Raw genomic sequence first — 24,506 nt, 5'->3', positions numbered from 1 at the left:
CGCCGCCCATGGAAGACACCACGGGAACCAACAGCCGCAAACTGCTAAAGCGCTTGCGTGGCACGCTGGCAGAAGATTCAGCTGGCCAAGCCCGCTTGGATAAAATCACCCATTTGATCGCCGATTCAATGGGCACAGAAGTGTGCTCGATCTACCTTTTTAGAGATAAGAGCACGCTGGAGCTTTGCGCCACCGAAGGCCTGCATGCCGACGCCGTTCACAAAACACGCCTACGCCTTGGGGAAGGCTTGGTGGGGCGGGTGGCCGCGCGCAAAAACACCATCAACGCGGCGAATGCCCCAGCCACCAAAGGCTTTCGGTTTATGCCGGAAACGGGCGAGGAAATTTACTCGTCCTTTTTGGGTGTGCCCATTCAGCGCCTCGGATCGGGCCTCGGGGTCTTGGTCGTCCAATCCAAAACCGCGCGTGAATTTTCCTCAGACGAGATTTACGGCTTGGAAATTGTGGCCATGGTTCTGGCAGAAATGGCCGAGCTAGGCGCTTTTGTGGGCGAAGGCGCAGCATTAAGGCCTCAACACCAGGAACCGGCCCTGTTTCGCGGCACCCCCGTGCAAGAGGGCACCGCCTCTGGCCATGTTTGGCTGCATGAACCCCGCGTTGTGGTCACCAATCCAATCGCTGAAGATCCGCAAATTGAAAAACAACGCCTGTCCTCAGCATTGGAAAAGTTGCGCAGCGGCATCGATGATTTGCTGGATGCAGCGCACTTTGGCGATAAGGAGCCAAGGGCAATTCTGGAAGCCTATCGCATGTTTGCCAATTCGCGCGGCTGGCTGCGCCGAATGGACACCGATATTGATCAGGGGCTTTCGGCAGAGGCGGCCGTTGAAAAAGAACAATCCGCGGCGCGGGCACGGCTGTCACAAGTTGCCGACCCATATTTACGCGACCGCCTTCATGATTTGGATGATCTATCGAACCGTTTGTTGCGCAGCCTTACAGGCCAGGGGCGCAATACGGGCGCGGTGATTCCGAGCGATGCGATTTTGGTGGCGCAAAATATTGGCACCGCCGAGCTCTTGGAATATGGGCGCAGCCTAAAAGGTCTGGCGCTTGAAGAAGGGTCGGTGGGATCGCATGCCGCAATCGTGGCACGGGCTCTAGCGATTCCGCTCGTCATTCACGCCGAAAATCTAACCACCGAGGCCTTAAACGGCGATCCCATCATGATCGATGGTGATGCAGGGGTAATCCATCTACGCCCAGATGACAGCGTGGCCAGCGCCGTCAAAGATAAAATCGCTATGCAAGCAAAGGCGCAAAAGCGCTATGCCGCCCTTCGCGACAGCCCCGCCATCGCCGCCTGCAAGACGCGCGTCACGTTGCTGATGAATGCCGGGTTAATGGCCGATCTGCCCAGCCTCGAAAGCTCTGGGGCAGAAGGCGTTGGGCTTTTTCGTACCGAATTGCAGTTTTTACTACGCAGTCAAATGCCCAAACGCTCAGAGCTGAGCGCGATCTATGCGCGGGTTTTAGAATCGGCTCAAAACAAACCTGTCACCTTCAGAACGCTTGATATCGGCTCGGATAAAGTACTGCCCTATATGACCGAAGTGGAAGAGCCAAATCCGGCGCTAGGCTGGCGTGCGATCCGCGTTGGCTTGGACAAACCGGGCGTGTTGCGCATGCAGTTGCAAGCTTTGTTGCGCGGCGCAAACGGGCGCGATCTGTCAATCATGTTCCCCTTTATCGCGCAACATGAAGAATTTCGCCAAGCGCGCAGCGAAATGGACAAAGCTCTCGAGCGCGAGAAAATCCTAGGTCACCCGCTGCCAAAAAGCCTGCGGGTTGGCGCGATGATCGAAACCCCTTCGATCCACTACGCCCCCAAAGCATTTTTTGACTCGGTGGATTTTTTGTCAATTGGCGGCAATGATCTGAAACAATTCTTCTTCGCCGCTGATCGCGAAAATGAATTGGTGCGCAAACGCTATGATACGTTGAGCAGCAGCTTTCTCAGCTTTCTCGAAGATATCGTGACAAAATGCCAAGCGCATAAAACACCGCTGTCTTTTTGTGGCGAGGATGCCGGGCGCCCGTTAGAAGCCGTCTGTCTGGCGGCTTTGGGGCTTCATACTTTATCAATGCGCCCCGCCTCTATTGGCCCCGTCAAACAGGCCCTCATGAATACCGACTTGAAAGCATTGAAGGTGGAACTAGACCAGGCCCGCTTGGCAGGTGTCGATAATCTGCGTAAGACAGCGGCCAATTTCATGGCCAAGCATGGCGGATAAAAGCGCAAACGCGCCCTTTTAGAAAATTGAGGCAGAAAACTGTTCTGCAGCAGGGTCGGAAGGGTCTAGACCCGCAGGCGAGACGGGCCTATAAGCGGCTTTAATGGCTCTTTTTTATACATCATCTTATCGAATTATATACCCGGCGCTCTAAGACATAAGAGTGGCCGGGAAAACGCGTACGCGCCAGCCCGCCGTACATTATACTATCTTCTTACGCCCCAAGGATACCAAGCCATGTGCGCTGAAACGCCCGATTATAAAGATACTTTGAACCTTCCAAAAACCAATTTTCCGATGCGCGCTGGCTTGCCGAAACGCGAACCGGAATGGTTGGAAAAATGGGAAAACATGGGCATCTACAACCGCCTCAGGGAAAAGCAGGGCCGTAAGCCCTTTACCCTCCACGATGGTCCACCTTATGCAAATGGACATTTGCACATTGGGCACGCGCTCAATAAGATTTTAAAAGACATGGTTGTGCGCAGCCAACAAATGATGGGAAAAGATGCCTGCTATATCCCAGGTTGGGATTGTCACGGCTTGCCAATTGAATGGAAAATCGAGGAACAATATCGCAAAAATGGCCGCGATAAAGACACGGTGCCCGTGGTCGATTTCCGCCAAGAATGCCGCAAATTCGCTGCTGAATGGGTAGATGTTCAGCGCGCGGAGTTCAAACGGCTTGGGATTACCGGCAATTGGGAAATGCCTTATTTAACCATGGATTATCATGCAGAACGCGTGATCGCAGAAGAATTCATGACATTTCTTATGACGGGCACGCTGTATCAAGGCTCAAAGCCGGTGATGTGGTCTCCCATTGAAAAAACCGCATTGGCAGAGGCTGAAGTGGAATATCATGACAAAGAAAGCTTCACCATTTGGGTGCGTTTTCCGGTTCTAAATAGCGATAACCCAGCGCTAGAAGGCGCCGATGTGGTAATCTGGACCACCACGCCTTGGACCATCCCTTCAAACCGCGGTGTGGTCTATCACCAAGACATTTCTTACGGGGTCTATGAGGTGACGGCCGCCCCCGAAGACAATTGGGTCAAAACGGGCGATCGCATTCTTCTGGCGGATAAACAGGCCGCTTCGGTTCTGGAAAAGGCCCGCGTCGAAAGTTTTGCGCGCATCAGTGATGCGGGTGATTTATCAAATACCAGCCTGTCCCATCCCTTGGCCGGCATGGAGGGCAGCGATGGCGAATGGGATGAGCCGCGCGATTTTCGCGCCGCGCCCTTTGTCACCGAAGAGGACGGCACCGGATTTGTCCATTGTGCCCCCAGCCATGGTATGGATGAGTTTGAGCTGTATCGCGATGCGGGCATGCTGGAGCAAGTGCTTACCTATAACGTAATGGAAGATGGCGCGATGCGGGCCGATTTGCCATTTTTCGGCGGCAAAAGGATTCTCAAACCCAATGGCAAAGAAGGCAATGTGAATGCCGCGGTGATTGAGAAGCTGGCAGAAAGCGGAAAGCTTTTGGCGCGCGGAAAGATCAAGCATAGTTATCCGCATAGCTGGAGATCCAAAGCGCCTCTGATCTATCGCAACACCCCGCAATGGTTCGCCGCAATCGATCGCCCGGTCGGCGATAATCAAGATGAATTCGGCAAAACCATTCGCGAACGGGCCCTGAATTCTATTGATAAAATGGTCGAATGGACGCCAAAAACTGGCCGAAACCGGCTTTATTCAATGATCGAAGCCCGCCCCGATTGGGTGCTTTCGCGCCAACGCGCTTGGGGGGTTCCACTGACATGTTTCACAAAAACCGGCGGCAAACCGACAGACCCAGATTTCTTGCTGCGCAACGGCGAGGTCAATGCCCGTATCGCCGCCGCATTTGAAAGCGAAGGCGCGGATGCGTGGTATGCTGAGGGGGCCAAAAATCGCTTCCTTGATGGTATCGTCGACCCAGAGGCTTATGAGCAAGTTTTTGATATTCTTGATGTCTGGTTTGATTCCGGCTCAACGCATGCCTTTGTTTTGCGTGATCGTGATGATGGATCCAAAGACGGCATGGCTGATCTCTATCTGGAAGGCACCGATCAGCATCGCGGTTGGTTCCATTCTTCGATGCTGCAATCCTGTGGCACCCGCGGCCATGCGCCCTATCGCGGGGTGCTAACGCATGGCTTCACGCTCGATGAAAAAGGCATGAAAATGTCAAAATCTTTGGGCAATACGGTGGCGCCTGAGCAAGTGGTAAAACAATATGGCGGCGATATTTTGCGGCTCTGGGTGGCGCAGTCAGATTATTCTGCGGATCTTAGAATTGGACCTGAAATCTTAAAAAATACCGCCGATGCCTATCGTAGATTGCGCAATACGATGCGGTTTTTACTCGGCTCGCTGGCCGATTTTAGCGAACGCGACCGCATCGCGCCGCAGGACATGCCTGAGCTCGAGCAATGGGTTCTGCACCGCTTGGCGGAATTGGATGAAAAGGTGCGCAGCGGCTATGATGCCTATGATTTCCAAGGCGTATTTCAAGCCGTTTTTGCCTTTGCAACTGTCGATCTGTCGTCGTTCTATTTCGATATCCGCAAAGACGCGCTGTATTGCGATGGCGATACGGTTCAACGGCGCGCGGCGCGCACAGTGCTTGATATTCTGTTTCACCGGCTGACCACCTGGCTCGCCCCCGTGCTGGTCTTTACGATGGAAGAGGTATGGCTTGAGCGGTTCCCCGGCGATGACAGCTCGGTTCACCTGCTGGATATTCCCGAGACCCCCGCGGCTTGGAAAAACCCGGAACTGGCGGAAAAATGGGCAATGATCCGCTCTGCGCGCCGCGTGGTCACATCGGCTTTGGAAGTGCAGCGCTCTGAAAAAGTTATTGGGGCCAGTTTGGAAGCTGCACCAAGCGTCACCATCAGCGATCCTGCGATGCTGGCCGCGTTGCAATCTGTGCCCTTTGAGGACATTTGCATAACATCGGCGCTGCAGCTGGCGACCGGTCAGATTGAGCACGGCCAGTTCACCCTTGCAGATCACCCTGGGATTGGCGTTGCCTTTTCCAAAGCAGAGGGGGAAAAATGTCAGCGATGCTGGAAAATTCTTCCTGATGTGGGGCAAGACCAGCATCCTGGCACCTGCCGGCGCTGCAGCACTGCTCTGAGCACGGCTTAACGCGCGCCGCCGCGCCGCTTGGCAAAAAAATCGCGCAACAGCGCCGCGGCCTCGCCTTCTGCAATGCCCGAATAAACCTCAGGTTTATGATGGCATTGTGCATGACTGAACACCTGCGGGCCTTGCGCAACACCACCAGATTTGGGATCGCAGGCCCCATAATAAAGCCGTTCTATCCGCGCCGCCGCAATCAAGCCTGCACACATCGGGCAGGGCTCTAACGACACATAAAGGTCACAGCCCGATAAGCGCTCGGATCCCAATGCTTTACACGCGGAACGAATGGCCAGAACTTCCGCATGCGCAGAGGGGTCATTTTGCGCACGCATCTGGTTTCCAGCGCGCGCCAAAACCGCGCCCTGCGGCGAGATTACGGCCGCGCCCACCGGAACCTCTCCGCGTTCCGCCGCCAAACGCGCTTCCTTTAACGCAATCTCCATAAAACTTTTAAACCGCATAAGCTTTTGATGACGGCTGAATGCCCCTTTCGCAAGCCTTGTTTTTGCCGTAAAGCCCGAAGAATGGACAGCAACACCCCTTCAGGCGAACGCATCGCTAAAACCATCGCCCGCGCCGGGCTTGCCAGCCGCCGCGATGCGGAAAAGATGATTCTGGCCGGCCGCGTGCATGTGAACGGCACCGTTATTACATCGCCAGCCCTGAACGTTACGCAAAAAGACCAGATAAAAGTTGATGGCACCCTGCTGAAAGAGCCCGATCATGCGCGGCTTTGGCTCTATCATAAACCCAGCGGCTTGGTGACAAGTGATCGCGATGAAAAAGGCCGTACAACAATTTATGATGAAATGCCCGAAGATCTGCCCCGCGTGATGAGCGTGGGCCGGCTTGATCTGAACTCTGAGGGCCTGTTGTTGTTAACCAATGATGGGGCAATCAAACGCCAGCTGGAACTGCCTGCAACGGGATGGCTGCGCCGCTATCGCGTTCGCATCAACGGGCGGCCAAGCGAAGATAGTTTTACGCCATTGCGTGCAGGCCTGCGCATCGGCGGTGAACGGTTTCAGCCCATGAGCGTCACATTAGACCGCCAGCAGGGCGCGAATGCGTGGTTAACCATTGGTCTACGAGAAGGCAAAAACCGCGAAATTCGGCGCGCGATCGAAGCTATAGGCCTGCAGGTCAACCGATTGATCCGCGTCTCGTTCGGCCCGTTTCAGCTGGGCACTCTGAAATTGGGCGAGGTTGAAGAAGTGCGCCGCAAAATCATGCGCGATCAATTGGGGTTGGCGCCAGTTTCTGACGAAAAGCCAAAGGCAAAAAAGCCCCAGCGCCGGCATAGATAAGCGCAGCAGTCCGTTTTTGCGCCAATCAAAATAAATCTTGTCAAATTTATTAAACCCAGCTTAGGCTTGGGGATTATGTTTGATCTTTTTACAATCGAAAATTTTGGTAACCTGATCGTATTATTGGTTTTACAGGCCGTTCTTGGCTTTGATAATTTGCTTTATATTTCGATTGAAAGCCAAAGGGCGCCCGTGGCCCATCAAAAAGCCGTGCGGTTTTGGGGCATCATTATCGCCGTGGTGCTCAGGGTTGTTTTGCTTTTTGCAATGATCCATCTGATCGAAGCGCTTGGCGCACCCTTCTATATTTTCAGCTGGTCTGGAGTGTTAGAGGGCGGTGTGAATTTTGCCACATGCGTGTTCGTGCTAGGCGGTGTATTTTTGATGTACACAGCGGTTAAAGAAATTGGCCATCTTCTTACGATCCAACATCTGGATGCGGATCTTGATAACAAACCGGGGAAATCTGCGGTGCAGGTAGTTCTGCTGATCGTTTTGATGAACCTTATTTTCTCATTCGATTCAGTTCTATCCGCCTTGGCGATCACCAAAGTATTTGCGGTTCTGGCAACCGCAATCTTGCTATCTGGGCTGGCGATGTTGGTCTTAGCAGATGGTGTAACCGCCTTTTTGGAGAAAAACCGCATGTACGAGGTTTTAGGCCTGTTTATTCTGCTGATTGTCGGGATTGTACTGCTTGGAGAAAGCGGTCAAGCAGCAGCACATGCAATGCATGATCCCAGCTTGGCGCTGCGCGTCTTTGGCTATGAGATCATTCCCATGTCGAAAACAACATTTTATTTTAGCGTCTTGGTCCTGATTGTGGTGGAGATCATCCAATCAAGGTATAGCCGAAAACTAACGATTGAGCGCGGCCATAACGGCGCCGGAACAGCCAAGCCTAAACATCACTTATAAGGCGCCCCTGCGCGTTAAACGTAAAGGCAATAGGCACAAAAGAAAAATGCCTGCGCTGGAGAAATAAGACGTGCCAGATGTGACAAGCCCGACAATGTATATTGCGATAAAACAGCGCTGGAAACGCAGCCTCAAAGGCACAGGTGCGGCCCTCATCCTCAGCCTGAGCGGTTGCGCAGAGCTTGCCAATATCAAACGGGGCGCAGAGGACGCAAACAAACCGGCTTTTGCTGCTGAAACATCACGGCAGCTCAGGCAACGCTATGACCACCTTGCCACGGGCTTAATAGCCCAGGGGCTGCTTCGAACCGATGCTGGCTCCAATAGCCCGCGCGCGACACCAAAGGCCCTTACTGAGTTGTTTAACAGTTTGGCATTTTACGATGAATATGAACCAAGCAGCGGTTTTCAACCTGCCCAAGCGACGCCCACGGCGCTTTCAAAATGGCAAAGACCGGTGAAGATCAATTTGCATTTTGGCCCCTCGCTCAGCCCTGAAACCCGCGTGAAGGATACGCAATTCCTGTCAGATTATGCCACGCAACTGTCTGACATCACCCGCCATCCTATTGAGCTTACAACCGAGCTTGGGAATTTTCACGTGGTTGTCGTGGATGAAGTGCATCGCATGAACATGGTGCAAAACCTACGCAAGAAGGATGTGCTTGTGCCGCCAAATATTCAACAAGTGATCCAACGGATGCCCGCTGATATCCACTGCATGGTGTTAACGTTTTCTGCGCGGCACAGCTCCCATATACATGAACAAGCGCTTGCGGTGATCCGCGCCGAGCATCCGCCGATGTTAAAGAAAGCCTGTTTTCATGAGGAAATTGCCCAAGGGTTAGGGCTTCACAATGACAACCCGGCAGCGCACCCCTCCATTTTCAATGATGATGATGAATTCGCATTTTTAACAAATCAAGATGCCCTTCTTTTGCGGGTTCTCTACGATCCCCGCCTACCCGCCGGCATTGAATTGCAAGAGGCGCAACCGCTCTTGAAGCAATTGATAATTGAGCATAACGCGCCAAGCCGTTAACCTTCCCGCCAGACGCTTTGATCTTTTTCAACCCCCTTCTCATACTATTAAAGGAGAAACAGATGCGCGCCGTGATCCAAAGGGTTCAGACAGCTTCCGTTGCCGTGAAAGGCGATCAGATCGGCACATGCGATGCAGGTATGCTCATCCTGATTTGTGCGATGCTGGAAGATACGCCCGAGCATGCCGAGAAACTGGCGTCAAAAATCGCCAAATTGCGCATATTTGCAGATATCGAGGGGCGGATGAACAAATCCTTGCTAGACATTGGCGGCAGCGCTTTGGTCATCAGTCAATTCACTCTGGCAGCCGATACAAAGCGCGGCAACAGACCTGGGTTTTCGCGCGCAGCGCCGCCCGAACTGGGAAGGCAACTTTACGAAACATTCGCAAAAGCCCTTGCTGATCTGGGCCCGCGCGTTGAAACCGGCCGTTTCGGAGCCGATATGCAGGTCAATTTGATCAATGATGGACCAGTGACAATTTGGATCGACACAGAAGCCGATTAAAGCCACTTTAGGGCCGGCCCAGTTGCGCCAGTGCGCCGAAGCGGCGGAATTTATTTTTGCGTATTACTATATTTTTTCAATTCTGCGCGGGCCACTTGGCGGCGATGCACCGCATCGGGGCCATCGGCAAAGCGCAGCGTGCGAATATGCGTCCACATATGGGCAAGATCAAAATCTTGGCTGATGCCCCCTGCGCCATGCATTTGCATGGCCTCATCCACCACTTTGCCCGCCATCAACGGCGCGATCACTTTGATTTTTGAAATCCATGGCTGAGCTGCCCGTACCCCGGCCGTATCCATCATATAGGCCGCCTTTAAACAGAGCAGACGCGCCATTTCGATCTCCATACGCGCATTCGCGATGATATCATAATTGGCCCCCAATTCCGTAAGCTGCTTTCCAAAAGCCTCGCGTGACAAACCCCGCCGGCACATCATTTCCAAGGCTTTTTCAGCCTGCCCGATCGCGCGCATACAATGGTGAATCCGCCCTGGCCCCAACCGACCTTGCGCCACTTCAAACCCGCGCCCTTCGCCAAGAATAATCGCATCTTGTGAAATTCTTACATCGGTGAAGCGCAAATGCATATGACCATGGGGGGCATCATCATTGCCAAAAACCTGCATTGGCCTTAGCACCTCGATTCCAGGCGTTTTCGGATCAAGCGCAAACATCGTATGGCGGCTGTGTTTGGCCGCTTCCGGCGCGGTACTGGCCATTAAAATATACAAAGCACAACGCGGATCCCCTGCGCCAGAAATCCACCATTTTTCACCATTTAATATAAAATCATCCCCGTCACGGCGCGCCTCAAAGGCCAATTGCGCCGCGTCAGAAGAGGCAAGCCCAGGTTCGGTCATCACATAGGCAGACCTGATCCGCCCCGCCAACAGATCACCCAGCCAACGATCTTTATGCAGCTGCGTACCGTAGCGCTCTAAAACTTCCATATTGCCGGTATCGGGGGCAGAGCAATTGAACACTTCGGCAGCCAAAGGCACTTTGCCCATTTCTTCAGCCAAATAGGCATATTCAACCGTGCTCAAGCCGTAGCCGCGATCGCTGCCAGTCAACCAGAAATTCCATAAATTGCGCTTGCGCGCCAAGGCTTTTAACCCATCGATGATTTCCAATTGCCGGTCCGTCATTGCAAACCTGTTGCCGGACGGGTGTTTGCCCACTTCGGCATGATATTCGCGATCAAGCGGCGCAATATTGTTTTCGATCATCTCGCGCACCGCATTCAGCAGCGTAGCAACCCGTTCAGTTACACCTAAATCCATGGTAATCCTCTATGTTTCATTGGGCAATTCAAAGGCTTCAAATTGCTGACGCAACGTGAGCTTTGACACTTTACCGGTGGCCGTCAGGGGCAGTTTTTCAACAAACTCGATTGCATCGGGCAATTGCCAGCGCGCCACATGGGCCAAGAGAAGACTATCTATCTCGGCCTTTGTCACCTTATAGGACCCGCGAGGCACGACAACCAAAAGCGGCCGCTCATCCCATTTGGGATGGGGCACAGCAATCACGGCACAATTTGCCACCTCAGGATGGCCCATCACAATATTTTCAAGATCAATCGAACTGATCCATTCGCCCCCTGATTTGATCAAGTCTTTCGCCCGATCCTGTATGATTAAAAACCCTTCTGGATCAATCGAGGCAACATCGCCAGTGCCGAACCAGCCGGCGCTGTCAAAGGCCGAAGCGGTGGCCGCAGGATCTTCAAAATAACCAGAAATGATACCATTTCCGCGCACATAAAGATCGCCAGCAGCAATACCGTCATGCGGTAAAGCCTGCCCCGCCTCATCGACGATTTTTAAATCAACACCGAAAGCGCGCCGCCCCTGTCGGGCCTGCAAGTCAAACCGCTGATCCTGCGTTAATTCGCGATGGTGATGTTGCGATAAAAGCCCATGCGTGCCCACCGGACTCATTTCTGTCATCCCCCAGGCATGCACCACTGTCACGCCCGAGGTTTCGAAGGCTTCGATCATCGAGCGCGGCGCAGCAGACCCCCCTACGATCAAATTGTCAAAGCCTTTTGGATGGCGCCCGCGCGCTGCAATCTCACCTTGCAGACCCAACCACACGGTTGGAACCCCCCAAGCGGAAGACACTGCCTCATGCTCCATCAAATCGAATAAAGAGGCCCCGTCCAGAGCGGGCCCGGGAAATATTAATGAGCTTCCCGTCATCGGCGCCGTGTAAGGCAGGCCCCATGCATTCACGTGGAACAACGGCACAACCGGCAAAATACGCGCGCCCTCTTTCAGGCTGTTTGGAATCGAAATGGCGGTGGAATACGCGTGCAGCAGCGTTGAGCGATGCGAAAACAACGCGCCTTTCGGGTTCCCCGTAGTGCCCGACGTGTAACACAGGCCCGAAGCTGTGTCTTCGGGCAGCTCTGGCCAATCAAAAACCGCGGGGTGCCCTTCTAACAAGTCTTCATAACATAAAAAATCCAAGCTTGACTGGGGCATATGCTCGGGCCCGGTCATAACCACAAACTTGAGTGATTTGGGCAATTTATCCGCCAGCGCCTGCACCAGAGGCACGAAACTGGTGTCGATAAACAAAATCTCATCGCCGGCATGGCCAATGATATATAGCATTTGCTCAGCACTGAGGCGCGGATTGATGGTGTGGCAGACCGCACCAATCCCAGATATCGCGTAATATAATTCAAAATGCCGATAGCCATTCCAAGCCAAAGTGGCAATTCTTGCGCCCGGTGCGACGCCAAGCTTTTTTAAAGCATGCGCCAATTGTCCAACGCGGCGTAAACTGTCAGCGTAAGTTTGGCGATGTATATCACCTTCGGTGCGCACCGAAACCATCTCGGCGCGTGGATGCGCCTCTGCCGCAAATTTTAAAATTTCGATAATCGACAACGGTCGATGCATCATTTGGCCAAGCATTCACCACCCCCCCTGCAGCGTCTGATTGCCATATGAAAAGGAAACCGCGCCGTTTGCAAGCCACCTTCTTGCCGCGGCCCATGCAGAGCTGAACAGATTATCCATCTTCTTGAATATCCAAAGCCAAAGGCGCCGGAGCTTGCGCGCGAAGATCCTCGATTTGAAGCGGGGTTGAGGGTTTGGACAATCGGTTACGCACCACCCAGATCAGCCGCTGCTCGGCCCGGGTGATCGCCACATAGGCAAGGCGCTTCCAAAGCGGTTGATTGGCCTCGACTCGCCCCATACGCGCAGCCATTTCCAGATCTGGTGCAAAAACCTGCACCGTTTCCCATTGGCTGCCCTGCGCTTTATGGATGGTCACGGCCGCGCCATGTAAAAAAGCGGCGCCCATATTGGCCGCAAACGGAATAAACGGTTCTTCTTCACCGGGTTTTTCAATTTTGATGATAGAAGCCGCTGAAACTTTTGGGTCTTCCGCCCCGATCACGTGCAATTTTGAAAAGCCGGCGCGCCGCCCAGGCCCCAAATAGACAACTTGCGCGCCTTTGATGAGGCCCCGTGCCTCCAAATCAAGGCGCTTCTTGCGATGTTTCAATGGCAATTCAATCCCATCGCAAATCAGTGGTTCGCCCTCAAGCAGCTCGGTGTCCGGTGCATCATAAACCCTTCGAAAGGCAGAAATAAGCCGAATTCGGGTGGCATTGCGCCAAACCAGAACCGGGCTGCGGGCCATCAGATCAACATCGACGCGCTGGCCCAAAACAACGCGCTCATCGCGCGCGGCATAATGCGATATCATCGCTTCAAAATCAGAAAATCCAAGCGCAGGATCACCCAGCGCATGGGCCAAATCCAAGATCGGATTATCCGCATCTTGGCGGTGAACGCGTTGCAGCGTGATCTGCTTTTCTGGTTCTAATTTTTCAAATACCATTTGGCCTGATTGGTTTACCGGGGCCAATTGCGCCGGATCTCCGAATAAAACCAATATTGGAAAAATTTGCTGTAAATCTTCAAATTGTCGATCATCCAACATTGAGGCTTCATCGATAAAGCCGATATCCAACGGATCTTCGCGACGCTTCCAGCCGGTAATAAAATCCGAACCGCGCAGGCCAGCCGCCGCCAGCGCCCCGGGGATAGATTTATTGTTTTGGTAAAACTCAAAAGCGCGCGCCAGGGCCGCCTCGCTTAAATCTTCAATCTGGGGTTTTTCAGATTGACCGGCCAGCCAATCAGCAATTTTTTCATATTCCGGATCATAAACCGGCGTATAAAGAATGCGGTGAATGGTTGTGGCCGGCACACCTTTCATACGCAGCACGCTGGCGGCTTTATTCGTGGGTGCCAAAATCGCCAAACTGCGCTTGGTACGATTGCGCCGCGGTTCATAATCCCCCGACACCACATCAACACCGATGCGCCGCATCGCGTGATAAAGTTCCGACAGCAATAAGGTTTTTCCAGAACCCGCTTTACCGATCAAAGCGGTAACCCGGGCATCGCGCTCGCGCCCCGGCACCAAAAGGTTGTTTTCAAGATCTACGCCAGCGGCGCGCAGCAGCGCCGCCACATGATCATAAGCCTCTGCCTGATCTAAAGAAAGTTCAACCTGCCGTACCTGCATAAGCGTAGTTTACCGGCCAAGCCACCAAAGCACCAGAGAGAAGCCACTTTCTTTACGGCACGGGCACCACGCGCTTACTTGCCCCAAAAGCCAAGTCAAACCAATGGCTTGAATGTTCCGGCAAAACCTTCGCGCTGCGGGCAACCGCCTGGCGTTGCAAGGGGGAAAAACTCCATAATCCCAGACCGATATATGTTTTACCGGAGCCCTGCTCGGCTAAAATCTCAGGGGTTGCCCCGATACGTCGATAGATGCGCCGCATCGTATGATCAAACACAGCCACCGATTGCTCAACGCCAAACCCAAGCATGACCTCACCCGCCGCCAGCATCAATTTTGACGCGCTATGCTTGAAAGCTTTGGGGGCCAGACAGAACCGCGTAGATTCCCAGATCAACGGGCTGCTCAGACTGCTGCCTCCCAGCAAAAAACGGAACTTCTCATTGATCATACAGCGCCCCGTGGTGGGCAGCAGACGCAAAGAGCCCTCATGCCGACCAAGGTTATTTTCCAAAATCACATAAAGCGGATTAAGCGCGTCATACTCATCGCGCTCAAAGCCATTTTCATCCACATCCACCTGCCATTTAAGGCGGGTTTTAAATTGGGCGGCACGATCACGAAACATAGTGTCGCGCAAAAGCGGGTGATCAGACAGCTGATCGCCATAAAGATATCTAAGCAAATATATAATCCCCTGGTTGCCTTAAAAAGACTAGGATCAGACCATTAAACTTAGCTTAGACATGCGCGCGCAGCGCAGGCGAGCTAGAGCAAAATCAACCCGCGGCTAACCGCCAACGAAACCGCATGCGTGGTATTGGCAGCGCCCAATTTATAGCGGGCGCTTTCAATATAGACGCGCAATGTATTTTCCGAAATGCATAATGTATGCGCAACTTGCGCCCGGCTATACCCAAGCGCCAGAAATGTCAGCGTTTCATTTTCGCGCGGGGAAAGCACCGGGCTGGGATCTACGACACCCTCAGCTTCGATATCTAAAATTTTTTTATTAAAATAATGCGCAATTAAAATAAGGTCGCGCCGAGCCGTTTCGATAAAGCCCGCCCATGCCTCATCCGAAGCGTTATGACTGATCGTAAACAAAGCGTATTGGCCTTTTGGCCCTCGGATCGGAATAGACAGCCCCTGACGGCCCACCCCATGCTCTAACGCGTCAGCCTGAAACGCCCGCGCCGCTTTGCTTGACCAATCAAGATCCTTCCAATCAACGGGGTGAAACCGCTGAAAGCCCCCCAAAACCACCGGATCAATACGAATATAGGATTGCTGAATATAGCGGCTGACCCAAGCGCCCGAATACGTGCCCACCCCCAGCCGTCCACATTTCGAATTCACCCAATGATACACCATATGATCAACGGAAAATACATCGCGAAATTCTTCAATAACGGATTGAACATCAGCCAGCTGGCTGGCGTTCTCGAGGCGCCCCAGCGTGGGTTCGAAGGTCGTGATCTTTGTGTAACGCGTCACTGCGCAGCCCCTCGGTTTTTGCCGCAATTTCCAGTGCAGCCATTAATTGCGCATTGTCTAATTGCAAAGCCAGCCCCTCTAGGCCGTTCTTCTCAGCGAAAGTACGAAGATCTGAAAGGACATCAATAATCCAATTATGCGTCATAGCGATTCTCACGAAAAATGGTTAACAGAGTGTTAAATCTAGGATAGCAAAGCGTCTGATTTAACGAAATTCGCGTTTTCCAATTCCCCAAAAATAGTGAGGGGGTTCGCAATAAACCACTGAAAACCAAAGAACGGCCCCAAAAAAGCTGCACGCCCCCTCTAACAAAAGCGATTCGTTGCAACCTGCCCAAGGCGTCACTTTTAAATCTATAAAACCGCATCCTCAAACGTGCGCAAACCTGCCCGTGGCGCTTGTACCAAAACGGCCATATTTCCCGGCTTATGCTCGTTGCGGCGCATTTTAATATGCGCGGCGGGAATCTCATCCCAGCCAAAGACTTCGGACATGCAAGGATCTAACCGCCGCTCGACCATAAGTTTATTGGCCGCTGAGGCTTGCTGCAAATGCGCAAAATGGCTACCTTGAACGCGTTTCTGGTTCATCCAAAGATAGCGTGCATCCAACGTCAGATTATAACCTGTGGTGCCCGCGCAGATCACCACCATCCCGCCTTTTTTACACACGAAAGTCGAAACCGGGAAAGTGCTTTCACCAGGGTGCTCGAATACAATATCCACATTCACGCCCTTGCCCGTGATCTCCCAAATGGCCTTGCCAAATTTGCGCACCTCGGAGAACCAAGTTTTATACGCGTCAGAATTCACAACCGGCAATTGTCCCCAGCAATTGAAATCTTTGCGATTGATAACGCCTTTAGCGCCCAAGCTCAGCACAAAGTCGCGTTTATCTTCATCCGAAATCACGGCAATCGCATTGGCGCCAGCCGTATTGATCAGTTGGATTGCATAAGAGCCCAACCCCCCAGACGCGCCCCAAACCAACACGTTTTGCCCCGGCTTAAGATCATGCGGATGGTGCCCGAATAGCATCCGATAGGCGGTCGCCAGTGTCAGCGTGTAACAGGCACTTTCTTCCCATGTCAGATGTTTAGGGCGCGGCATCAATTGCTGTGATTGTACCGCTGTGAATTGTGCAAAAGATCCATCTGGTGTCTCATAACCCCAAATCCGCTGACTGGCAGAATACATCGGGTCGCCGCCATTGCATTCTTCATCATCACCATCATCCTGATTGCAATGGATCACCACCTCATCCCCGACGCGCCATCTTGTGACCTTTTCGCCTACGTCCCAAACGATACCAGAGGCGTCAGAGCCAGCGATATGATACGCGGCTTTATGCACATCAAACGGGCTTATTGGAATGCCCAAACCAGCCCAGACCCCGTTATAGTTTACCCCGGCGGCCATTACCAAAACCAGTACGTCATGACTGCCCAACGAGGGGACATCCACAACCTCCAATTGGAACGAGCGATCCGGTTCGCCATGCCGCTCGCGGCGAATGGCCCAGGCATGCATAGATTTTGGAACAAATCCCAATGGCGGCATTTCTCCGACATTATATAAATCTTTTTCTTTGGCCTCATAGCGTGCCGTTTCAGGCTTTACATCAAGCGCCATCACTCTCTCCTATGCCCTGTAGCGCCGCAGCGCAGAATTTTTTGCGTTATTCACCGTTATCGCCCTAAAAGTAATTTTGCAACCTAATTTAATCTATTTTTGAAATATAATTACACTTATATTAAAAAATAATGCACGATAAACCCAATTGAATTTTGAATTTGCATAGCAAACGCTGCGATAACCAAACCGTAACGGACGAAGCCTATTTAAAATAATTCCAAATAAGTATTTGCTAAGATCCATAAAAAAATCATGACAGCCAATAAACCCTTTGATTTATAAGCTCCATCATCGTCTACAAAGCCTAGATCACGAAGCAGATGAAAAAATCGACCTGCCGCAGTGCAGCGAATTGACATTGGTATATTGTTTCATATACAAACCTAAAATAGTAATAATATTATATTCCAAAGGTTGCGCAGATGAGCTTCTCACCAAAAGATCGTCCATGGCTGATCAGAACATATGCGGGCCATTCGACGGCGCGCGACTCAAACGCGCTTTACCGATCAAATTTGCAAAAAGGCCAGACGGGATTGTCGGTAGCCTTCGATTTACCCACCCAGACAGGCTATGACAGTGATCATCTTCTGGCGCAGGGGGAAGTTGGAAAAGTCGGGGTGCCAATTTGCCATCTTGGCGATATGCGCAGCCTATTTGAGCAGATCCCCCTAGATCAGATGAACACCTCAATGACGATCAATGCGACAGCCCCTTGGCTGCTGGCGTTATATATCGCGGTCGCTGAGGAGCAGGGCGCCGATATAAGCGCGCTGCAAGGCACCGTGCAAAATGATATTATCAAAGAATATTTGTCGCGCGGCACGTATATTTGCCCCCCGCAACCCTCGCTCAAACTAATCGGTGATGTGGCAGAATATTGCTATGAGCAGCTGCCAAAGTGGAACCCAATGAACGTGTGCTCTTATCATTTACAAGAGGCCGGAGCGACACCAGAACAAGAGCTTGCCTTTGCTTTGGCGACCGCAACCGCGGTGTTGGATGAGTTGCAAGAACGCGTGCCAGCGCATGATTTTCCCAAACTCGTCGGTCGTATTTCGTTTTTTGTGAATGCAGGCATTCGCTTCGTCACCGAAATGTGCAAGATGCGCGCCTTTGTGGACCTGTGGGATGAAATTTGTGAAACCCGCTACGGCGTTGAAAATCCAAAATACCGACGGTTCAGATATGGGGTGCAAGTGAATTCGCTTGGGCTTACCGAACAGCAACCGGAAAATAATGTTTATCGTATTCTGATCGAAATGCTGGCCGTCACATTGTCAAAAAATGCCCGCGCCCGGGCCGTACAATTGCCAGCCTGGAATGAAGCTTTGGGCCTGCCGCGCCCCTGGGATCAACAATGGTCGATGCGGATGCAGCAGATCATGGCCTTTGAAACAGATCTGCTGGAATATGAAGATCTGTTCGACGGCAACCCCACCATAGAGGCCAAGGTTGCGCGTTTGAAAGACGAAGCGCGCCATGAGCTGGCATCGCTCGATGCGCTGGGCGGCGCAATCGAAGCAATCGGCTATATGAAATCGCGCCTCGTGGAAAGCAACACGCAACGGCTGAACAAAATCGCTTCAAAAGAAACAACCGTGGTCGGGGTCAATAAGTTCACCACGGGAGAGCCTTCGCCCCTTACCGCCGGAGATGGTGGCATAATGACGGTTGACCCAGCCGTTGAGCAGGATCAGGTGGACCGGTTGAACGCTTGGCGCAGCGCCCGCGATGACGCATCCGTGGCGAGCGCGCTGCGCAGCTTGCGCGCGGCGGCGCAGGCGGGTGAGAACATCATGCCGGCTTCTATCGCTGCGGCCAAAGCCGGCGTGACAACCGGCGAATGGGCGGCGCAAATGCGGCTTATCTATGGCGAATACAGAGGGCCAACAGGCGTGGCGCGCGGCGTATCCAACAAAAGCGAAGGGCTAGATGAAATTCGCGAAGCGGTCGATCTTGTGAGTCAGAAGCTGGGGCGCCGCTTGGGCTTTTTGATGGGCAAACCCGGGCTTGACGGTCACTCGAACGGGGCCGAGCAAATCGCCGCCCGGGCGCGCGATTGCGGAATGGAGATTGCGTATGATGGCATCCGCTTAACGCCCGAACAGCTGATTGCCTCTGTTCAAGAGCACCAGCCCCATGTGATCGGCCTGTCAATCTTATCGGGCAGTCATATTCCCCTAGTGGAAGATATGATGAAGCGCCTGCAACTGGCCCAACTTGATAACATTCCCGTGGTGGTTGGGGGCATTATTCCACAAGAAGATATGACCCGTCTGACAGCGATGGGCGTTGCAAAAATATACACCCCGAAAGATTTCGAATTGAACGCCATTATGATGGATATCGTCAGTCTTGCAGATCCAACCGATTTAGCCGCAGAGTAACGCGGCCACAGGCTCCAAAAAATCACACCCTTCGAAGAACAAGGCTGGCCTTGTATGGCCGGCTTCGTTAGATTTTCGCTAAAAGCAAATAAAGGAACAAGCGGTGATCACAACGCGCAGCTTACGGCCCAACGAGTATCACGCCTGGCAGGCGCTTTGGCGGGGGTATCTGGCGTTTTATGAGACCGAGCTGGCGGAAAACGTGTATCGCACCACCTTTGAGCGCCTCTGTTCAAACGAAATCACAACGCAAAACGCGATCGTGGCCGAATTGGGCGGTGAAATGGTGGGTTTGGTGCATTATATTTTTCACCCGCATAATTGGCGGGTCGAAGATGTGGTATATCTGCAAGATTTATTCACCGCACCGCAACAACGCGGCAAAGGGGTTGCCAAAGCTTTAATCACCGCCGTGTATCACGCCAGCGATCAGGCCGGGTGCCCAAGCGTCTACTGGATGACGCAAGAGTTCAATCATCAAGCCCGCCATCTATATGATCAGATCGGCCAGCTTACCCCTTTTATAAAATATACACGCTAGAGGCTTTTCATGACAATCCATATCGGTGCCACCCCAGATCAAATCGCAGATACGGTGCTTTTGCCCGGCGATCCCTATCGCGCAAAATGGGCAGCGGAAACCTTCCTATCTGACGTCACGCTTGTGAACGAAGTGCGCGGCATGCTGGGATTTACAGGGTTTTATAAAGACCACAGGGTGACCATCCAAGGCTCGGGTATGGGCATGCCATCCTTATCGATCTACGCCAATGAGCTGATCAAAGACTATGGGGCCAAAACTTTAATCCGAATTGGATCCTGCGGCGGCATGCAACCACATGTTGGGATACGCGATATCATTCTGGCAATGACCGCCAGCAGCATTTCCACCCCGTCTCTGGGTATTTTCAAAGAATTCAACTTTGCCCCTTGCGCCGATTATGCTTTGTTAGAGGCTGCGGCCCGCGCCGCGCAAGCCAAAGCCATCGCAACCCATATTGGCGGTATCTACTCGTCAGATGTGTTTTACGATGAGCGCCCCGACCTGAACCAAGAAATGACCCGCCATGGTATTTTGGGTGTCGAAATGGAAGCGGCCGAATTGTACAATCTCGCCGCGCGACATGGCGTGCGGGCGCTGGCCGTTTTGACCGTTTCAGATCATTTGCAAACCGGCGAGGCGCTGCCCGCGGATCAGCGCGAAAAAAGTTTTGGCGATATGGTGGAAATCGCGCTACATGCAGCTTTTGACGCATAACGAGGCCCAGAAAAGCCGGGCCCAGCGCGCGCCTTTGCCGCTCATCACAGGTTTTGATTGGCCTGGCGCCAGCGTGATTACACCCCGTGGCCGCGATCATAGCTCGACTGTGCGGGGCCCTGCCAATCAGCCAGGGCATCCGCGGGCGGGCTAAAAATCTCAACCTTTAGCGGATAACATATCGCAGCATCACTGGAATGCTCCGAGGAACAATCCCCCCCCGGGCAGGCGCTTAGCGCCCCCAGAAGATCAATTTCGGCAAAAAACTCAAGATAATCGCCTGGGCGCACCGGGCTGGCTTTCATGAAATACTGTCCCGTATCGCGCGTAAACCCCGTGCACATAAACACGTTCAGAACATCATGCACCTTATCTTCCACCTCGCGCACGGGCCGCGCCAGCCTGCTCGCCAAAGCCCGGGTTAAGTTGGAATGACAGCATTGGTGATAGGTCTCTCCGCCCGAAAGCAAACCATGCGTATACGGATCACAGCGGGTTCCAATCACGTCATGCACCGCGCCTCCATACGCATCGATCCCATACCACGCAAGCGTGTCTTCAAACACCGTTGCCATCGGCCTTAAATATGGAAAGCACGACCACATCCGCTCTTCCTGCGTGAGATGGGTGCCATGCAGAGCGCGGGTTTTACCAGAATAAAACCGTTCGCGCAGGTTTCGGGCATTCCACAAGTTCAGATCACCAACCTGCGCACCTTCGATAGAGGAAATACGAAAAAACGAGCCCACCGGCGCATCAAAACAGCTGGCATCGCGCGGTGCAACGATCACTTCATCGGATTTTACGGCGAGCTGGCGTAAGGTCTTCAAAGCCGCCATATCGGGCTTGGGCAAGCTTTCAACCGGATAACAAATCACTGGTTTTACAGCTTGGCGCGCGGCGCCATCTTCAGGACCTTCCAACATGTGACCTCCCTAATACAAAATGACGCTGTAAACAGACCGCTTCGTGTGCGCTAAACTGTCCGTTCGACCATCATCTTTTTGATTTCTGAAATCGCCTTGGCCGGGTTAAGCCCCTTGGGGCAGGTTTTGGCGCAATTCATGATCGTATGACAGCGATAGAGCTTAAACGGGTCTTCCAATTCATCCAACCGCTCTCCGGTGGCTTCATCGCGCGAATCAATGATCCAACGATAGGCGTGCAGCAAGGCAGCTGGCCCCAAATAGCGATCGCCATTCCACCAATAAGACGGGCAAGAGGTTGAGCAAGAGGCGCACATCACGCATTCATACAGCCCATCTAGTTTTTTGCGATCTTCGATCGATTGCTTCCACTCTTTCGCCGGACGGTTGGTTTTGGTTTCCAGCCAAGGCATGATACTGGCATGCTGGGCGTAAAAATGCGTTAGATCAGGGATCAAATCCCGAATAACGGGCATATGGGGCAAGGGATAGATCTTCACGTCGCCCTTGATCTCATCCATGCCATAAATACATGCCAGCGTGTTGATACCATCAATATTCATCGCGCAAGACCCGCAAATACCTTCCCGGCACGAGCGGCGAAAGGTCAAGGTGGGATCAATTTCGTTTTTGATTTTGATCAGCGCGTCCAAGACCATCGGGCCACATGTATCCATATCCACAAAATAAGTATCAACGCTGGGATTTTCTCCATCATCTGGTGACCACCGATAGACGGAAAATTTGCGGATATTGGTTGCACCTGCTGGTTTTGGCCAGGTTTTTCCAGTGCGGATCCGTGAATTCTTAGGAAGCGTTAGCTGAACCATATTACCCTCATCTGGTCTTTATATCCCGTCTTTATTTCCACAGCCGCGCTCAAAACGTACGCACTTTGGGCGCGATTCTCTCAAGCGATATGCCGCCCTGATCTTCATCAGTAAGGCGGTCCAACACGACCGGACGATAGCTCAGGTCGCATTTGGCGCCGTCAATCACCGCCAATGTATGCACCCGCCAAGACTCATCATCTCGATCGCCAAAGTCTTCATGGGCATGCGCGCCGCGGCTTTCTTTACGCGCCTCGGCGCCAGCGATGGTGGCCAAAGCATTGGGCATCAAATTGCCCAATTCAAGCGTTTCCATAAGATCGCTGTTCCACACCAGGCTGGTATCAGTCACTTTGATATCATCCATTTTTGCGGCGATATCGGTCATTTTGCTGAAGCCTGCCGCCAATGTGTCCGAAGCGCGGAATACGGCTGCATCTGATTGCATGGTTTTTTGCATCTCAAGGCGCAGCTCAGCGGTTGGCACCGCGCCATTGGCGTGACGTAACCCATCGAAGCGGTCAAAGGCCTTATCAATTTCAGCGGTGTTCAAATTGGGGATCTGTGCCGCGCGATCTACCACTTGGCCAGCCCGGATCGCGGCCGCGCGCCCAAACACGACTAGATCGATCAAAGAGTTTGAGCCAAGGCGGTTTGCACCATGCACGGATGCGCAGCCTGCTTCACCCACAGCCATAAGACCGGGCACCACTGCGTTTGGATTATCCGCCGTTGGGTTTAAAACTTCCCCCCAATAGTTGGTCGGAATACCGCCCATATTATAGTGCACGGTGGGCAGAACGGGAATGGCTTCCTTGGTCACATCAACGCCAGCAAAAATCCGCGCGCTTTCCGAAATTCCGGGCAGGCGCTCGGCCAAAGCCTCGGGCGGCAAATGGCTCAAATTGAGGTGGATATGATCTCCCTCTGCGCCAACGCCGCGCCCCTCGCGGATTTCCATCGTCATGCAGCGACTGACGTAATCGCGCGGCGCCAGATCTTTATAATGGGGTGCGTAGCGCTCCATGAAACGCTCGCCCTCTGAATTGGTCAAGTAGCCACCTTCGCCGCGCGCGCCCTCGGTGATCAAACAACCGGATCCATAAATACCCGTCGGATGGAATTGAACAAATTCCATATCCTGTAGCGGCAAACCAGCCCGCGCCACCATGCCGCCACCATCCCCAGTGCAGGTATGCGCAGAGGTTGCGCTGAAATAAGCCCGTCCGTAGCCACCCGTGGCCAAGACCACCATTTTGGCATTGAAAACATGCATCGTGCCATCATCCAGCTTCCAACAAACAACCCCGGTGCACACTCCATCTTCAGACATAACCAAATCGATGGCAAAATATTCGATATAAAATTCCGCGTTATTCTTCAGCGATTGACCATATAACGTGTGCAAAATCGCGTGGCCCGTTCGATCGGCTGCGGCGCAGGTACGCTGTACAGGCGGACCTTCGCCAAACTCAGTGGTATGCCCGCCAAATGGCCGCTGATAAATTTTACCTTCTTCGGTGCGCGAAAATGGCACGCCATAATGCTCAAGCTCATAAACAGCTTTCGGCGCTTCGCGCGCCAGATATTCCATCGCATCCGTATCACCAAGCCAATCTGATCCCTTCACGGTATCATACATGTGCCATTGCCAATGATCTGGGCCCATATTTGAGAGCGAGGCCGCGATCCCGCCTTGCGCGGCAACCGTGTGCGAGCGGGTTGGAAACACTTTGGTGACGCAGGCGGTGCGCAACCCCTGCTCTGCCATGCCCAAGGTTGCCCGTAAGCCGGCGCCACCGGCGCCAACAACAACAACATCATATTCATGGGTTTCAAACGTATATTCTGACATTGCCTTCGCCCTTTAAAGTGCCATCTTAGCGATCGCGAACAGCCCTGTTGCCATCAAGGCATAGGACATACAAATAACCGCGATGATCCAGATTTTCTGTGCAGTCCCATGGACATAATCTTCAATTAAAACCTGCGCGCCCGACTTAAAATGCTCAAGACCAACAATCAGCGTCAGCGCCACAACCAAGGCCGGGCCGGGCCGGGCAAAATGCGCAATCACATCTTGATGGCTTTCACCGATAACACGCCCCAGCGTGCAGACGAATAAGGGAACCAGCACCAAAAGCGCCGCAGAGCTCACCTTCATGGCCCAAAAATGCGCGGTGCCTGTTTTGGCGCTTCCCAGGCCCACGGCCCGTTTGCGATCCGTTAAATAACGCATAT

Annotated in this window: 20 protein-coding genes; 9 read left to right on the top strand and 11 right to left on the bottom strand. The window is 52.9% G+C overall.

What is annotated here, in order from left to right; all coding sequences use genetic code 11:
• Nucleotides 1–8: 8 nt before the first annotated feature.
• Both ptsP and ileS read left to right on the top strand, forming a co-directional pair.
• Nucleotides 9–2,255, top strand: a complete 2,247-nt coding sequence (gene ptsP / locus UM181_10590; protein WQC61781.1) for a phosphoenolpyruvate--protein phosphotransferase — start codon at nt 9–11, stop codon at nt 2,253–2,255.
• A 237-nt stretch (nt 2,256–2,492) separates the two neighbouring features.
• A complete protein-coding gene (gene ileS / locus UM181_10585; protein ID WQC61780.1) occupies nt 2,493–5,396 on the top strand; it encodes an isoleucine--tRNA ligase in 2,904 nt (967 codons plus the stop codon).
• Here the strand turns inward: ileS and UM181_10580 are convergent.
• Complete coding sequence (locus tag UM181_10580) at nt 5,393–5,854, bottom strand: nucleoside deaminase (GenBank protein WQC61779.1); 462 nt, start codon at nt 5,852–5,854, stop codon at nt 5,393–5,395. The genes ileS and UM181_10580 overlap by 4 nt on opposite strands.
• A gap of 63 nt (nt 5,855–5,917) precedes the next feature.
• Here UM181_10580 and UM181_10575 point away from each other — a divergent pair, with 63 nt between their 5' ends.
• The 4 genes from UM181_10575 to dtd all read left to right on the top strand — a co-directional run bounded on the left by UM181_10575 (nt 5,918) and on the right by dtd (nt 9,169).
• A complete protein-coding gene (locus tag UM181_10575) occupies nt 5,918–6,700 on the top strand; it encodes a pseudouridine synthase (GenBank protein ID WQC61778.1) in 783 nt (260 codons plus the stop codon).
• A 75-nt stretch (nt 6,701–6,775) separates the two neighbouring features.
• Nucleotides 6,776–7,618, top strand: coding sequence for a tellurium resistance protein TerC (locus UM181_10570; protein ID WQC61777.1), 843 nt, complete (start codon nt 6,776–6,778; stop codon nt 7,616–7,618).
• 70 nt (nt 7,619–7,688) lie between these two features.
• Nucleotides 7,689–8,660, top strand: a complete 972-nt coding sequence (locus UM181_10565; protein ID WQC61776.1) for a DUF2927 domain-containing protein — start codon at nt 7,689–7,691, stop codon at nt 8,658–8,660.
• A gap of 62 nt (nt 8,661–8,722) precedes the next feature.
• Entirely contained in the window at nt 8,723–9,169 is a 447-nt protein-coding gene (dtd, locus tag UM181_10560; protein WQC61775.1) for a D-aminoacyl-tRNA deacylase, read from the top strand.
• Between the two features lie 50 nt (nt 9,170–9,219).
• Here dtd and UM181_10555 read toward each other — a convergent pair whose 3' ends face one another.
• From UM181_10555 to ccrA, 6 genes are all read right to left on the bottom strand, one after another.
• Nucleotides 9,220–10,455, bottom strand: coding sequence for an acyl-CoA dehydrogenase family protein (locus UM181_10555; GenBank protein WQC61774.1), 1,236 nt, complete (start codon nt 10,453–10,455; stop codon nt 9,220–9,222).
• A gap of 9 nt (nt 10,456–10,464) precedes the next feature.
• Nucleotides 10,465–12,099 (bottom strand): long-chain-fatty-acid--CoA ligase, encoded by a 1,635-nt coding sequence (locus UM181_10550; GenBank protein ID WQC61773.1) that lies wholly within the window; start codon nt 12,097–12,099, stop codon nt 10,465–10,467.
• 97 nt (nt 12,100–12,196) lie between these two features.
• On the bottom strand, nt 12,197–13,729 hold the full coding sequence (locus tag UM181_10545; GenBank protein ID WQC61772.1) for an AAA family ATPase: 1,533 nt from the start codon (nt 13,727–13,729) through the stop codon (nt 12,197–12,199).
• A gap of 52 nt (nt 13,730–13,781) precedes the next feature.
• Nucleotides 13,782–14,414, bottom strand: a complete 633-nt coding sequence (locus tag UM181_10540; GenBank protein WQC61771.1) for an acyl-homoserine-lactone synthase — start codon at nt 14,412–14,414, stop codon at nt 13,782–13,784.
• Nucleotides 14,415–14,497: 83 nt separating this feature from the next.
• Nucleotides 14,498–15,226: a LuxR family transcriptional regulator gene (locus UM181_10535; protein WQC61770.1), complete on the bottom strand. Its 729-nt coding sequence runs from the start codon at nt 15,224–15,226 to the stop codon at nt 14,498–14,500.
• Nucleotides 15,227–15,580: 354 nt separating this feature from the next.
• On the bottom strand, nt 15,581–16,858 hold the full coding sequence (gene ccrA, locus UM181_10530) for a crotonyl-CoA carboxylase/reductase (GenBank protein ID WQC61769.1): 1,278 nt from the start codon (nt 16,856–16,858) through the stop codon (nt 15,581–15,583).
• Nucleotides 16,859–17,283: 425 nt separating this feature from the next.
• Here ccrA and UM181_10525 point away from each other — a divergent pair, with 425 nt between their 5' ends.
• From UM181_10525 to deoD, 3 genes are all read left to right on the top strand, one after another.
• Nucleotides 17,284–19,251, top strand: a complete 1,968-nt coding sequence (locus UM181_10525; GenBank protein WQC61768.1) for a methylmalonyl-CoA mutase family protein — start codon at nt 17,284–17,286, stop codon at nt 19,249–19,251.
• Between the two features lie 103 nt (nt 19,252–19,354).
• Nucleotides 19,355–19,792 (top strand): GNAT family N-acetyltransferase, encoded by a 438-nt coding sequence (locus UM181_10520; protein WQC61767.1) that lies wholly within the window; start codon nt 19,355–19,357, stop codon nt 19,790–19,792.
• Nucleotides 19,793–19,801: 9 nt separating this feature from the next.
• Entirely contained in the window at nt 19,802–20,509 is a 708-nt protein-coding gene (gene deoD, locus UM181_10515; protein ID WQC61766.1) for a purine-nucleoside phosphorylase, read from the top strand.
• A gap of 77 nt (nt 20,510–20,586) precedes the next feature.
• On the opposite strand, the gene UM181_10510 is transcribed toward deoD, so the two are convergent.
• From UM181_10510 to sdhD, 4 genes are read right to left on the bottom strand one after another with little or no spacing between them, the layout of a single operon-like run.
• The gene (locus tag UM181_10510; GenBank protein ID WQC61765.1) at nt 20,587–21,435 is read right to left on the bottom strand and encodes a DUF1989 domain-containing protein; all 849 of its coding nucleotides are present in this window, start codon (nt 21,433–21,435) and stop codon (nt 20,587–20,589) included.
• A gap of 50 nt (nt 21,436–21,485) precedes the next feature.
• Nucleotides 21,486–22,265, bottom strand: coding sequence for a succinate dehydrogenase iron-sulfur subunit (locus UM181_10505; GenBank protein WQC61764.1), 780 nt, complete (start codon nt 22,263–22,265; stop codon nt 21,486–21,488).
• 49 nt (nt 22,266–22,314) lie between these two features.
• Entirely contained in the window at nt 22,315–24,120 is a 1,806-nt protein-coding gene (sdhA, locus tag UM181_10500) for a succinate dehydrogenase flavoprotein subunit (protein WQC61763.1), read from the bottom strand.
• Between the two features lie 12 nt (nt 24,121–24,132).
• Nucleotides 24,133–24,504 carry a succinate dehydrogenase, hydrophobic membrane anchor protein gene (gene sdhD, locus UM181_10495; protein ID WQC61762.1) on the bottom strand — a complete coding sequence of 124 codons (372 nt, stop codon included), beginning with the start codon at nt 24,502–24,504 and terminating at the stop codon, nt 24,133–24,135.
• Between the last annotated feature and the right edge of the window lie 2 nt (nt 24,505–24,506).

This window comes from Alphaproteobacteria bacterium US3C007, from assembly GCA_034423775.1.
In the GTDB taxonomy this organism is placed as follows: domain Bacteria; phylum Pseudomonadota; class Alphaproteobacteria; order Rhodobacterales; family Rhodobacteraceae; genus Thalassovivens; species Thalassovivens spotae.
This window is presented reverse-complemented; position numbering and strand designations above follow the sequence as displayed.